This is a genomic window from Nocardia sp. AB354, from assembly GCF_049538315.1.
Taxonomy (GTDB): Bacteria; Actinomycetota; Actinomycetes; order Mycobacteriales; family Mycobacteriaceae; genus Nocardia; species Nocardia nova.
In genome coordinates, this window is record NZ_JBMVFU010000002.1 from 485,069 (window position 1) to 497,577 (window position 12,509).

Annotated in this window: 12 protein-coding genes; 4 read left to right on the forward strand and 8 right to left on the reverse strand. The window is 68.7% G+C overall.

The features are described 5' to 3' along the window. Positions 1-6: 6 nt before the first annotated feature. Both ACPCUW_RS04790 and ACPCUW_RS04795 read right to left on the reverse strand, forming a co-directional pair. Positions 7-441 (reverse strand): SgcJ/EcaC family oxidoreductase, encoded by a 435-nt coding sequence (locus tag ACPCUW_RS04790; protein WP_423423773.1) that lies wholly within the window; start codon positions 439-441, stop codon positions 7-9. Between the two features lie 64 nt (positions 442-505). After that, positions 506-2,074 (reverse strand): FAD-dependent monooxygenase, encoded by a 1,569-nt coding sequence (locus tag ACPCUW_RS04795; RefSeq protein WP_423423774.1) that lies wholly within the window; start codon positions 2,072-2,074, stop codon positions 506-508. 48 nt (positions 2,075-2,122) lie between these two features. Here ACPCUW_RS04795 and ACPCUW_RS04800 point away from each other — a divergent pair, with 48 nt between their 5' ends. Then, complete coding sequence (locus ACPCUW_RS04800; protein WP_423423775.1) at positions 2,123-2,872, forward strand: TetR/AcrR family transcriptional regulator; 750 nt, start codon at positions 2,123-2,125, stop codon at positions 2,870-2,872. A gap of 12 nt (positions 2,873-2,884) precedes the next feature. On the opposite strand, the gene ACPCUW_RS04805 is transcribed toward ACPCUW_RS04800, so the two are convergent. The 5 genes from ACPCUW_RS04805 to ACPCUW_RS04825 form a co-directional block, all read right to left on the reverse strand. After that, positions 2,885-3,826 carry a hydroxymethylglutaryl-CoA lyase gene (locus ACPCUW_RS04805; RefSeq protein ID WP_423423776.1) on the reverse strand — a complete coding sequence of 314 codons (942 nt, stop codon included), beginning with the start codon at positions 3,824-3,826 and terminating at the stop codon, positions 2,885-2,887. Beyond that, on the reverse strand, positions 3,826-3,969 hold the full coding sequence (locus ACPCUW_RS04810; RefSeq protein ID WP_423423777.1) for a hypothetical protein: 144 nt from the start codon (positions 3,967-3,969) through the stop codon (positions 3,826-3,828). Before ACPCUW_RS04810 ends, ACPCUW_RS04805 begins: the two co-directional genes overlap by 1 nt. Then, positions 3,969-5,177 (reverse strand): CaiB/BaiF CoA transferase family protein, encoded by a 1,209-nt coding sequence (locus tag ACPCUW_RS04815; RefSeq protein ID WP_423423778.1) that lies wholly within the window; start codon positions 5,175-5,177, stop codon positions 3,969-3,971. The genes ACPCUW_RS04810 and ACPCUW_RS04815 overlap by 1 nt, the downstream gene beginning before the upstream one ends. Positions 5,178-5,209: 32 nt before the next feature. Continuing rightward, the gene (locus tag ACPCUW_RS04820; protein ID WP_423423779.1) at positions 5,210-6,139 is read right to left on the reverse strand and encodes a TauD/TfdA dioxygenase family protein; all 930 of its coding nucleotides are present in this window, start codon (positions 6,137-6,139) and stop codon (positions 5,210-5,212) included. 121 nt (positions 6,140-6,260) lie between these two features. Beyond that, positions 6,261-7,031 (reverse strand): deoxyribonuclease IV, encoded by a 771-nt coding sequence (locus ACPCUW_RS04825; RefSeq protein ID WP_423423780.1) that lies wholly within the window; start codon positions 7,029-7,031, stop codon positions 6,261-6,263. 151 nt (positions 7,032-7,182) lie between these two features. Here ACPCUW_RS04825 and ACPCUW_RS04830 point away from each other — a divergent pair, with 151 nt between their 5' ends. Next, positions 7,183-8,424, forward strand: a complete 1,242-nt coding sequence (locus ACPCUW_RS04830) for a serine/threonine-protein kinase (protein WP_082857283.1) — start codon at positions 7,183-7,185, stop codon at positions 8,422-8,424. On the opposite strand, the gene ACPCUW_RS04835 is transcribed toward ACPCUW_RS04830, so the two are convergent. Continuing rightward, positions 8,360-9,118, reverse strand: a complete 759-nt coding sequence (locus ACPCUW_RS04835) for a phosphatase PAP2 family protein (protein ID WP_423423781.1) — start codon at positions 9,116-9,118, stop codon at positions 8,360-8,362. The two genes, ACPCUW_RS04830 and ACPCUW_RS04835, sit on opposite strands and share 65 nt — an antisense overlap. Positions 9,119-9,245: 127 nt before the next feature. Here ACPCUW_RS04835 and ACPCUW_RS04840 point away from each other — a divergent pair, with 127 nt between their 5' ends. Together ACPCUW_RS04840 and ACPCUW_RS04845 are read left to right on the forward strand one after the other, a co-directional pair. Further along, on the forward strand, positions 9,246-10,010 hold the full coding sequence (locus ACPCUW_RS04840; protein WP_104392629.1) for an ABC transporter ATP-binding protein: 765 nt from the start codon (positions 9,246-9,248) through the stop codon (positions 10,008-10,010). A 4-nt stretch (positions 10,011-10,014) separates the two neighbouring features. Further along, the coding region (locus tag ACPCUW_RS04845) for an ABC transporter permease (RefSeq protein WP_423423782.1) at positions 10,015-12,509 on the forward strand (2,495 nt) is incomplete at its 3' end.

Genomic DNA, 12,509 nt, shown 5'->3' on the forward strand with positions numbered 1-12,509 from the left:
CGGCGGCTACGCCGTGCGTCCCAGTGCCGATTTCTCCGGCTGGAACGGGGTGTTCTGGGCGGCCGCGAGCCACCATCGCCCGTCCCGTTCCACCAGCACGTACATGGCCGTCTCGGAGAAGCCGTCGGGATCGACTGCCTGCCTGCGGATCTGGGCCACCACCACGCCCGGCGCCGGCGTGGTCGCGGCGACCACCTCGAAGGTCGAGGGCGGCGCCACCTGTCCGGCCATCAGGCGGCGGTGAATCGGATTGAGCTGGTCGTAACCGACGACGGTGGCGCCGAACGGGCTGCCCCACAGCACATCCGCGGCGAAGGAGTGGTCGTAGAGATCGGCGTCGCCGGTCTCGCCCGCGCGCTGCAATTCCGCGGCGAAATGCGCGGCCACCCGCTGTGCCGTGGTGCGGGCTGCGGGGTCGTCGAGAGTCGGGCGCTGTGTCATGGCTGTCTCCTGTGTCGTGTTCGCTTCGGCTACAGCCAACCTAGAAGCTGAAGTTAACTTCAGGTCAAGCGTCCGTGTGGATGGCGGTCGAGCGGCCGCCGCGCTCGGGTTCGTGATCGGTGCCGTCCATGATTCGGGCCCAGGCCGACCGGAAGGCCGCGGCGGGATCGGCCGGTGCGACCGGAACCCGCCACGCGATCACCTGGTCCGGGCGGACCAGCAGCGCGCCCGTCGGCGTCAATCCGGTGGTGGCGCACCACGACCGGTCCATGCGGACGATCTCGACAGGCTGTGCGTCGAACTCCCGGTCCGGCGCCTCCGGACCTACCAGCAGCGTGAACGCCGTGCCGATCAGATCGAGCGTGGAGCGGCCGGCGGCGAGGTAGCGGTGGGGCAGCCGGGTACCGGGCTGCCCGGTCAGATCCAGATGGTCCATGGTGTGCGTGCTGCCGTCGTCGACGAACGCGCCGGCGGGATATCGAGTGCCGAGGATCAGGGCGATCGGGTCGGCGAGCGGCGTGCCGTCGGTGGATTCGCGAGTCATGGTGCGCAGGTCGGCGGTTCGGATGCTCGATTGATCGGCGATGTACCGGCCGACGGGGCGGCGCTCGAGGTCGTAACTGTCGAGCAGGTGTGCCGGCGCCGCGCCGCGCAGGACCAGCGCCAGTTTCCAGGCCAGGTTGTGGCCGTCCTGGATGCCGGTGTTGGCGCCCGCGGCCGCGTACGGCGGCATCACATGCGCCGCGTCGCCGGCCAGGAACACCCGGCCCGATCGGAACGTGTCGGCGATGAACATTCCCGGCTCCCACGGCAATACGCTCAACACCTCCACATCGATATCGGGGACACCGATGGCCTCTCGCAGCAGTTCGGGCCACCGGCCGGCGGGGTGGTCGACCTCCGCCGAACTGGTGAAGATCCATCGGTGTGCGCCGTCCACCGAGGCGAAAGCGCCGGGGACGCGGTCGTTCTCGATCTGGCAGAGGTTGAATTCGCGGCCCCGCACCCACTCCGTCAGATCCGCGCGGAAGTACACGTTCACGGCGCGGCCGAGGGTGCCGCGGCCGTGGCGGCCGATCTTCAGTCGCTCGCGGATCGGACTGTGCGCACCGTCCGCCGCGACGAGGTACGACGCTCGCAGGGTGTCGACGCGATCCGGAGCCGTGCGCAGGGTCGCGGTGAGACCCGCGGCGTCCTCGGTGACGTCGACGCATTCGACACCGAAGCGGATATCGCAACCGCGTGCCTCGGCCAGTTCGCGCAGAGTGGGCTCCAGCAGATCCTGTGCGCACAGACACGCCGCGGCGGGTGTGATCGCGTCCCAGTCCGGCAGTCCGCCGGGGAAGGTGAACGGTAACCGTTCGGCGCGGGCCATTGTCGGCCCCGCCGCCATCGCCTGATGTGCCGAGAGTCCACGGGCGGCGTCTTCGACGGCCGCGGCGATGCCGATCCGGCGGAACAGCTCCATCGTCCGGATATTGATCCGGCGTGCCTTCGGCTGGGCCGAGGTGGTGGCCCGGCGCTCGACCAGCACGGACGGTACGCCCTGATGGCGCAGGAACAAGGCCGCGGTCAGGCCGGTCAATCCGCCGCCGACGATGAGGACCGGATCAGAGTGTACGTCGTACATCATGTGTACGTTGTACACCGGTGGTTGAATTCCGGCAAGGAGGTGTGCACGGTGACCGAGGAAGTGCCGGGACCGCTCATCTGGTCCCTGCCGGAACCGCCCGGCCGGCCGACGACGAATCTGAGCCGGGCCGAGATTCTGCGCGCGGGAATGGCGATCGCCGATGCCGAGGGCGCGCGGGCGCTGACGATGCGCCGGGTGGCCCAGGCGGTGGGCGCGTCCACGCCGATGTCGCTGTATCGGTACGTGGGCAGCAAGGACGGGCTGGTCGATCTGATGATCGACGCCGTCTACGGCGAGGTGCCGCTCGCCGACGCTCCGGCTCCGGCGGCGCATTCGGACTGGCGAGGCGCGTTGGAACGCCTCGCGCTGGATACCTGGACTGTCATCCAGCGCCACCTCTGGTTCGGTGAACTCGTCCACACCCGCCCCCCGCTGGGCCCGAATGCGCTGCGCTACTTCGATTTCCGTTTCGCGATGCTCGAACCGCTCGGTCTGTCCGCCGATGACCTCTCACTGCTGACCGGTGCGGTGGACGGCCATCTGTTCGGCGCCGCCCTGCAGGTGGCCGAGGAGCGGCGCATGCGAACCCGCGTCGGACTCGCCACCGACCAGGAGCTCGCCGAGGCGGCGAAGCCCCTGGTGGAACCCCTGCTCGCGGACAGTCGCTATCCCGCCTTCACGCGCTGGTTCCACGGCCGCACCGGCGCCGGTCCCGCCGACCCCGTGGCGTGGACACTCGGGTGCCTGCTCGACGGCATCACCGCGCGTATGGGCCTGGACGATCGGGACGGCCGATAGGGCTCGGCACGCCTAATCCTGGCGCGGCACAATCCATTCGAAGGCACGAGCCTCGGAGCGAGCGCCTTCGGCGGTGCGGGAGCGGTTGGGCTCGCCCAGGTCGGTCAGCAGACGTTCGGTGAGGCCGACCATGGTCGTCAGCGCGGCGGGGGTGAACCAGTCCGGGCGGGTGGCGAACAGAATGTCCTCGCTGGCGGTGTTGCCGCTCGCGCCCGGCGCGAAGGGGCAGCCGCCCAGACCGCCCAGGGAACCGTCCACCGCATCGGCGCCGGCGGCCAGGGCCGCCAGCGAGTTGGCGACGCCCATACCCCAGGTGTCGTGGCCGTGGAAGAGGATGCGGCGCTGCGGAGTTCCCGTTCGCACGGCGGCGATCAGGGCATGCACCTGCGCCGGATAGGCCTGGCCGAGCGTATCGGCGATCACGATATCGGCGGCGCCGTCGGTGCGGGGATCGGCGGCGATCGCGAGGACTCGCTCGGGATCCACCGGCCCGTCGAAAGGACAGGTGAAAGACGTTGCCAGACAGAGTTGAATGGACCCGCCGACCTCCTCGGTCAGCCGGATCGCCTCGGGCATCGCGGCCACGCTGTCCTCGGCCGTGCGGCCGATATTGGCCTTGTTGTGCGCATCCGATACCGACAGGCAGTACTGGAAGTTCCGCACGCCCGCCTCGGCGGCACGCGCGACCTGCCGCGGCGTGGCCACCCACACCCAGCAGCGTTGCAGCTCTTCGGGAGTCAGCGCGGCCACGACCTCCATGCTGTTGGCCATCGGCGGCACCAGATCCGGGCGTGCCATCGAACCGATCTCGAGTTCCGGCACGCCCAGCGCGAGCAGGGTGCGGGCGATCTCCACCTTGTGCTCGGTCGGCAGCACCTTGCCGGTCAGCTGAAGTCCGTCCCGCAGGGTCACATCCCGCAACGTGCCCGCAGTGGTGGAAGGAAAGTCGCTCATCACGCCTCCTGTGTCTTGCGGGACACCCGCACCCGGTCGGCGGGACGAGCCGCTGCGCCATTGTCGCTCATCACGCCTGCGGTGTTCATGCGGGACACCCGCACCCGGTCGGCGGGACGAGCCGCTGCGCGATTGTCGCTCATCACGCCTCCAGGCCGTCGATGTCGGCGTCCGACATTCCCAGCAGTTCCGAGAGGACCTCTCGGGTGTGTTCGCCCAGATCGGGACCCACCGTGCGGATCGGCAGCGAACGTTCGCCGATCACCGGGACGATGCCGGTGAAGGCGACCTGTTTCGGTTCGGCGGCGCCGACGTCGACCGGGAAATGCTGAATCATGTTGCGCGCCCGGTACTGTTCGTCGGCGACGATATCGGCCGCGGTGTAGATCGGGCCGCACGGGATGGCCGCCTGCTCGAGGATCGCCAGCGCCTCGTCGCGGGTGTGGCGCACACTCCATTCGCCGATCGCGGCGTCGAGGCGGTCGCGGTGGCGCCAGCGGCCGGCGTTGTCCTGTAATTCCGGATCCTCGGCGAGATCGGGGCGCTCGATCACCTGCATATAGCGCCGGAAGATCGCGTCGCCGTTTCCGCCGATGATGATGCTGGTGCCGTCGGCGCACGGGTAGGCGTTACTCGGCGCGATCCCTTCCATCCGACCGCCGACGCGCTGGCGGTTGATGCCGTAGGCCTCGTAGTCGGGAACCAGCGACTCCATCACGGAGAGAATCGACTCGTTCAGTGCGACGTCGATGATGCGCTGCGGCAACGGGATTCGCTCCTCGGTGCCCTTGCGCTGGAACAGTGCCAGCACCGTGCCGAAGGCGGCGTAGATCCCCGCGATGGAATCCCCGATCGAGACGCCCACCCGCACCGGCGGCCGATCCGGGTCGCCGACCAGTTCGCGCAGCCCGCCGATCGCCTCGGCGACCGCGGCGAAACCCGGCCGCTGGGAGAGCGGTCCGGTCTGCCCGTAGGCGGAGATGCGGGTGATGACCAGATCGGGATTCGCCTCGTCGAGCACCTCCGGCCCCAGCCCCCACTTCTCCAGCATGCCGGGCCGGAAATTCTCCAGCAGCACATCGCAGTGCCGGATGAGATCCAGCACGATCGCCCGTCCCGCCTCGGTGCGCAAGTCGAGGGTGATCGACTTCTTGTTGCGGTTCACCGTGCGATACAACATCGAGGTGTCGCCGCCATAGAGGCGCCAATTGCGCAGCTCGTCACCGGTTTTCGGGCGCTCGACCTTGATCACCTCGGCGCCGAAGTCGCCGAGAATGCGCCCCGCGGTCGGCGCCGCGATGTAGTTGCCCAGTTCCAGTACCCGAACGCCGGCCAGCGGTCGAATCTCCATGTACCGATTCAACCACCGGCCGGCGCGGCGGATCAGGCCGCCTCGGCCAGATCCTCGATGATCGAGTAGTGGTCGGCGTTACCGGCGATGCTGAGGCTGGTCCGGCCGTCCACGCCGACCGGAATGTCTCCGGCCAGCGTAATGCGGGTCAGCTTGCGGTGCTCGGCGCCGTCGTAGTCGTCGATCGCATAGTGCTGAGTGGCACGGTTGTCCCAGATCGCCACGTCGCCGAGCGACCAGTTCCACCGGGTGGTGTGCTCGAGCCGGGTCACGCGATCCTGCAGCAGGCGGAACAGGGCGTGCGACTCGTTGCTGGACAGACCGACGAACTGCTTGACGAAATGTCCGAGCAGCAGCGCACGGTCACCGGTCTCGGGGTGTACCCGGACTACCGGATGCTCGGTCTCGTAGTAGGTCGACTGGAATTCCTCCCGGTAGGCCTGCGCGTTCGGGTCCGGCTGCTCCTCGTGGCTCGCCGCGTAGTCGTACTTGTTGGTGTGCACGGCGCGCAGCTCCTCGGCCAGGCGCTTCAGCGGCTCCGGCAGCGAGGCGTAGGCGGCCACGGTCGAGGCCCACGTGGTCGAGCCGCCGTAGCTGGGAAGGGTCACCGCGCGCAGAATCGAGGCCTTCGGGATCCGGTCGACGAAGGTGACGTCGCTGTGCCAGCTGTTGGCTCGGCCGTGGTGGGAATCGATCGCCAGGCTCTTCACGCCTTTGGAGGTGACCGTGGGGTGCGGCGTGGTCGGACTGCCGAGCAGCTGAGCGAATTCGTGCTGACCGTCTTCGGTGAGATGGTGCTGATCCCGGAAGAAGATCACCTTGTGCTCGTTGAGGGCCGCGCGGATGGCCGCGACCGTCTCCGGAGCCAGATCCCCGCCGAGCCGGACGCCGTCGATCCGGGCGCCGATGTGGGTTCCGAGTTTCACCACGGACACGGACTCTGCTGCGTGATCGCTTGACATGGAGGGCCTTTCGCTCGGAACGTGCTGTGTTCCGAGCACACCATCGGGGCCCGCGCGCGACCAGGTTTACGGTCAGCGCGATCACAAAGGCGGCGCCGGCGCTGCGCCCGGCCGACCTTGCTCAGCCGAGGTGTTCGCGCAGGTAGGCGAGGTCCTCGGCGACACCCTCGGCCGGTGTTTCCAGCACCACGGGCGCGTCGGCGGTCCGGCACACCTCGGCGAGCAACTGCGGATCGATGGTGCCGTCGGCGAAGTTGGCGTGCCGGTCGGCGCCGGAGTTGAAGTTGTCGCGCGAGGAGTTCAGATGCACCAGATCGATGCGGCCGGTGATCGCGCGAATCCGATCGACCACGCCGACCAACTCCTCACCACCCGCCCAGGCGTGGCAGGTGTCGAGGCAGAAGCCCGCGCCGAAGTCGCCGACCGCATCCCACAGCCGGGCGATCGAATCGAAATGACGTGCCATGGCGTGATTACCGCCGGCGGTGTTCTCGATGAGGATCGGCACCGCGAACCCGCCTTTGTCCTGCTGGCGCTCGAACAGCTTGCGCCAGTTGACGATTCCGGCCTCGATCTCGGCATCCGAACGCACGTGCCCGCCGTGCACGACAAGGCCGAACGCGCCCAGATCGGCGGCGGCCTGCGCCTGCTGCGCGACCGCGTTGCGCGAGGGCATGCGCAACCTATTGTTCGTACTGGCCACGTTGATCTGATAGGAGGAATGCACCACCACGTCGATGGGGCTGGATTTGATCTCCTCCGTGCGCGGATGCGGCTGCGGTTTGTCCCAGCCCTGCGGATCCACGACGAACATCTGGATGACGTCGGCACCCAATCGCTCGCCGAAGCCGATCGGATCACTGTCTTGACGGACGTGTGCTCCAATACGCATGGCAGAGAGCGTATCGGTAGGCACCGACAGCCCGCAGTGACAGGCGGTGACCCGTTGTTCACGCGGGCCGGCGGCCCCGTCGATCGAGAATGCCGGTTCCGGTGGACTGCTATGGTTTCGGGGATTCCGGCACGGGAAGTGGGAGCGGGGCATGCTGGCCAACGGTGATGTGTTCGCGGGCTACGTCATCGAACGACTGTTGGGCCGCGGCGGTATGGGGCAGGTCTATCTGGCCAAACACCCGCGGTTGCCGCGGATGACCGCGCTGAAGTTGCTCAACCGCGAGATGGTCGCCGATCCGGAGATCCGGGCCCGCTTCGAGCGCGAGGCCGATCTGGTCGCCCAACTCGATCATCCCAAGGTCGTCACGGTCTACGATCGCGGCCTCGAGGACGGTCAGCTCTGGATCTCGATGCAGTACATCGACGGTATCGACGCCGCGAGTGTGGACCCGAAGAAGCTGCCACCCGAGCGGGCCGTGCAGATCATCGCCGAGGTGGCCGAGGCGCTGGACTACGCGCACGGCAACGGGGTCATGCACCGGGATGTGAAGCCCGGCAACATGTTGCTGGCCCGTTCCACCGGAGGCAAGGGCGAGCGGGTGTATCTCACCGACTTCGGCATCGCCCGCCTGCGCGACGACGGCGGTCACCTCACCCAGACCGGAACCTTCACCGCGACCCTGGCCTATGCCTCACCCGAACAGCTCACCGGCGCGCCGCTGGACGGCAGTTCGGACCAGTACTCGCTGGCGTGCAGCCTGTTCTGGCTGTTCACCGGCCGGGGACCGTTCAACGCGCCGAATCCGGCGGCGGTGATCCGCGGCCATCTGCAGGGGCCGCCGCCCGCGCTGAGCAGTGTGCGACCCGGCCTGCCCGCGAGCCTGGACGCGGTCCTGCTGAAGGCGATGCAGAAGCGTGCGGGCGACCGATTCGGCAGCTGTGCGGAGTTCGCCGCCGCCGCCCGCCAGGCGTTGTCCCCGGCCAGTGCGCCGCGGATGCCGACGGTCGGGCGCCCCTACACCGGTCCGCCGATGCCGACGACGGGCCGGCCGGGCACCGGGCCGGGACAGCCGGTCGTGCATCGGCCGGCGACCGGTCCGTCGATGCCGCACGCGGCCCGGCCCCAACCGATGCCGCACCACGGGCCCGTGCCGCAGCCGTATCCCGCCACCGCCGCGCGTCCGGCGAATCAGCCGCAGCCGTACGGAGCCTCCGGGCAGTACAACCAGTACAACCAGCCGTACGGACAGCGGCCGCCGGCGCCGATGCAGCCGATGCGACCCGTCCCGGCGCAGAACACATCGAACACCGGGCTCATCATCGGCATCATCGTCGGCGCGGTGGTGCTGCTGCTGGTGGTTCTGGTTCTGCTGGCTGCGCTCTCGAGTTGACCCGCGCCCGCCACCACAGGTAGGGGCCGAGGCACAGCGCGAGCCAGATCAGCCCGATCGACCAACCGGCCAGCACGTCGGTGGTCCAGTGCACGCCGAGATAAATTCTGGTCAGGCCGATCACCACCGCGAACAGTGCCGCGACCGCGACCGCGGCGACGCGGGCCATCCGGCCGCACGCCGAGAGCACGACCATGGCGGCCAGCACCCCGACCACCGCGGTACTCCCCAACGTGTGACCGGACGGGAACGACGGACTGGTCTCGGTGACCAGCTGATCGATCGCGGGCGGCCGGTGCCGCCCGATAGCCGACTTCAGCACGGCACCGATCACCGCTGTCCCGACACCCACCGCGGCCGTGGTCAGCAGCCGCGCCCACTGCCGTCGCACGCCGAACCAGGCGCAGGCCACAATGGTCACGGCCGTCATCGCGGCGACGCCGCCGAAATCGGTGAGTGTCCGAATCACCGGGTTCAGCCAACCGATGCGATGGTCGATCACCCAGTCGGTGACGGGTTCGTCGATGCGGGTGATGCCGCCACCGTCGATCGCGTCGTGGGTGAGTTGCGCGGCGAGGCCGAGGACCACCGCCGGCAGAAGCAATCGGGCGGCCGAAATCCAGCGCAGAAGGCCGTACTGCGCCAGCGCGATCCCACCGACGAGCATCAGCAGGACCGGGGTGAGCGCAGCCATGCGCACGAGGATAGGTGCGCGGAAGCTCGGCGCTGCGGGATCCCCGGCGGGTCCCGGGAAATGCGCCCCAGGTATTGGGGGGAAATCCTGATGGCGCCCGCACGCCGGTTTGGCCAGACTGGAGACCATGACTGCCGATGCCCTGGGCACCGAACCCGCCGCGGCGACCACGCTCGCGGCCCGCGCCACCGACCTGACGAAACTGTACGGATCCGGAGACACCCAGGTCCGCGCCCTCGACGGGGTTTCGGCCGATTTCGCCCAGCGGGAGTTCACCGCGATCATGGGCCCGTCCGGCTCCGGAAAATCGACGTTGATGCATTGCCTGGCCGGACTGGACAGCGCCACCTCCGGCACGGTGTACATCGGCGACACCGCGCTGACCGGTCTGTCGGACAAGCAGATGACGCGCCTGCGCCGCGACCGCATCGGCTTCGTCTTCCAGGCGTTCAACCTGGTGCCGACGCTGACCGCGCTCGAGAACATCACCCTGCCGCTGGATATCGCGGGCCGCAAGCCCGATCAGGAGTGGCTGGACACCGTGATCGGACGTCTCGGTCTGGGCGATCGCCTCGACCACCGGCCGAGTGAGTTGTCGGGCGGGCAGCAGCAGCGTGTCGCGTGTGCGCGGGCGCTGGTCGGCCGGCCCGACATCATCTTCGGCGACGAGCCGACCGGCAACCTCGATTCGCGGTCCTCCGGTGAGGTGCTGTCGATTCTGCGGGCGGCGGTCGACGAATTCGGCCAGACGGTCGTGATCGTCACGCACGAACCCCATGCCGCCTCCTACGCCGACCGCGTGATCTTCCTCGCCGACGGGCGCATCGTCGACGAATTGCGGGATCCGACAGCGGAGTCGGTGCTGGACCGCATGAAATCCCTGGAGGCATAGCGCCATGGCTGGATCGCCGATGCGCAAGGTGGCCTTGCGTAATCTGGCCGCGCACAAGGTGCGGCTGGCGCTGACATTGCTCTCGGTCGTGCTCGGAACCGCCTTCGTCGCAGGCTCTTTCGTCTTCACCGACACCCTGCAGCGCACCTTCGACGGCATCTTCGCCGACCAGGCCAAGGGCGTCGACGTACGGGTGGAGCCGAAACACAGCCAGTCGCTGGGTGTTCCGAACGACCTGGTCGCCAAGGTCGCCGCGACCGACGGCGTGCGCGCGGTGGCGCCGGCGGTGCAGGGACCGATCGTTCTGCTGAAGGACGGGCATGCGGTGCAGACGGGCGGCGCGCCGAGTTGGGGCCGGTCCTATCTGCCGCCGGACAAGGCGATCGCCGACCCGGAGCATTTCGTCGACGGAGTGGCGCCGGTGACACCGGGGCAGATCGCGATCAATTCCGGTGGGGCGGACCGGGCCGGATTGCACGTGGGTGACAAGGCCAAGGTGCTGATTCCTTCCCGCGGCACCATCGATATGACCGTCAGCGGCATCTACACCGTGTCCTCGGACACCGGCGGATTCATCGGGCTGCTGTTCGACGACTCGCAGGCCCGGGAACTGTTCACCGACGGAGCGCATGTCGCCTACGTGGATGTGGCCGCGGTGCCCGGGGTGTCCCCGGATACATTGCGCGACCGGATTGCGAAGGTGGCGCCCGATTACAAGGTCATGAACGGCGATCAGGTGCGCGCCGATCTGAAGGCCCAGGTCGGCAACGCGCTGAAATTCGTCAACTACTTCCTGCTCGCCTTCGGCGCGATCGCGCTGCTGGTCGGCACCTTCATCATCTACAACACCTTCTCGATGATCGTGGCACAGCGATTGCGGGAGCTGGCGCTGTTGCGAGCGGTCGGGGCCGGGCGGCGTCAGGTCGGCTTGTCGGTGGTGGCGGAGGCCTTCGTCATCGGCCTGATCGGCAGTCTGCTCGGACTGGCCGGCGGCATCGGGCTGGCGTTCGGGCTGTCCGCGCTGCTCAACGCCTTCGACCTCGGACTGCCCACCGGAACCATGCAGGTCTTGCCGCGGACCGTGCTGACGGCGATCGGCATCGGCCTGGTGGTGACGGTGGCCAGCGCCTACGCACCCGCTCGGCGGGCGGCCAAGATTCCGCCGGTGGAGGCGATGCGCGAGGAGTTCGCCTCGGTCGGTGAATCGCTGCGCGTGCGCACGCTGATCGGTGCGGTCCTGGCGGTGATCGGTGTGGTGCTGGTGGTGCTCGGGGCCCGCAACACCGGCGGCAATGCCGCGGCCACGGTCGGAGTCGGCGCGGCCGCTTTGATTTTCGCGGTCCTGTTCGCCTCACCGGCATTGTCGCGACCGGTGGTCGGAGCGCTGAGCCTGCTGGTACGTCCGTTCGGCTCGATCGGCGCGATGGCGCGCAACAACGCGATGCGCAACCCACGCCGCACCGCCGCCACGGCGTTCGCGCTCACCTTGGGGCTGATGCTGGTCTCGGCGATCGGCATGCTCGGCGCCTCGGCGAAGGCCAGTGTCGGCGAACTCGTCGACAAGGGTGTGAACGCCGACTACGTCCTGGCCGGGCCGCAGATGATCGGTGTGCCGCTGGGCGCCGCGGAGGCGGCGCGCTCGGTCCCCGGGGTTTCCGACGTGGTGGCCTTCCGCGGGGTCGCGCTGCGGGTGGGCGACGACCAGGTCACCGGCACCTCGCCGGACGCGCCGATGGGGCAGGTCCTGCGCTACGACATCCGCCACGGCACCGACAACCTCACCGGCGACTCCCTGCTGGTGTCGGAAACCGAAGCGGGCAAACGCAATTGGCATGCGGGCGACCGCGTCGAGGTCACCAGTGTGGACAACAAGAAGTTCTCGGTGACCGTCGCCGGCATCTATGCCGACAGCCAGCTGCTCGGCCCCCTGGTGGTGGCGCCGGACCTCTACAACCAGGTGATGCCGGTGGCGTTCCGCACCGACCTGATCGTGCTGGTCAAGGCCGCGCCGGGCGCCGACGTCGCCGCGATGCGGGGCAACCTGGAGAAGGCGACCGCGTCCTACGTGGTGGTGCAGGTGCAGGACCGCGAGGAATTCAAAGGCGCACAGGGCAAACAGATCAACACCATGCTCGCCATCCTCTACGGGCTGCTGGCATTGGCGGTGGTGATCGCGATTCTCGGCATCGTGAATACGCTCGCCCTCTCGGTCGTCGAGCGGCGGCGCGAGATCGGCATGCTCCGTGCGGTCGGCATGCAGCGCCCACAGGTCCGGCGCACGATCTATCTCGAATCCATGCTGATCGCGGTCTTCGGTGCCGTGGTCGGGGTGGTCCTCGGGCTGGGACTCGGCGTCGGATTCCTGCGCACGCTGTCGGATCTGGGGTTGAGCACGATCACCGTGCCGTGGGGCCAGATCGTGGGCATGTTGATCGGCTCGGCCGTGGTCGGTGTGCTGGCGGCGCTGTGGCCGGCCGTGCGCGCCGCGCGCACACCACC

What these genes read in the sequence shown, in the direction of transcription:
- ACPCUW_RS04820 (WP_423423779.1), bottom strand. Translation starts at nt 6,139, where the DNA reads ATGTCAAGCGATCACGCAGCAGAGTCCGTGTCCGTGGTGAAACTCGGA.
- ACPCUW_RS04805 (WP_423423776.1), bottom strand. Translation starts at nt 3,826, where the DNA reads ATGAGCGACTTTCCTTCCACCACTGCGGGCACGTTGCGGGATGTGACC.
- ACPCUW_RS04830 (WP_082857283.1), top strand. Translation starts at nt 7,183, where the DNA reads ATGCTGGCCAACGGTGATGTGTTCGCGGGCTACGTCATCGAACGACTG.
- ACPCUW_RS04795 (WP_423423774.1), bottom strand. Translation starts at nt 2,074, where the DNA reads ATGATGTACGACGTACACTCTGATCCGGTCCTCATCGTCGGCGGCGGA.
- ACPCUW_RS04815 (WP_423423778.1), bottom strand. Translation starts at nt 5,177, where the DNA reads ATGGAGATTCGACCGCTGGCCGGCGTTCGGGTACTGGAACTGGGCAAC.
- ACPCUW_RS04835 (WP_423423781.1), bottom strand. Translation starts at nt 9,118, where the DNA reads ATGGCTGCGCTCACCCCGGTCCTGCTGATGCTCGTCGGTGGGATCGCG.
- ACPCUW_RS04790 (WP_423423773.1), bottom strand. Translation starts at nt 441, where the DNA reads ATGACACAGCGCCCGACTCTCGACGACCCCGCAGCCCGCACCACGGCA.
- ACPCUW_RS04825 (WP_423423780.1), bottom strand. Translation starts at nt 7,031, where the DNA reads ATGCGTATTGGAGCACACGTCCGTCAAGACAGTGATCCGATCGGCTTC.
- ACPCUW_RS04840 (WP_104392629.1), top strand. Translation starts at nt 9,246, where the DNA reads ATGACTGCCGATGCCCTGGGCACCGAACCCGCCGCGGCGACCACGCTC.
- ACPCUW_RS04810 (WP_423423777.1), bottom strand. Translation starts at nt 3,969, where the DNA reads ATGAGCGACAATCGCGCAGCGGCTCGTCCCGCCGACCGGGTGCGGGTG.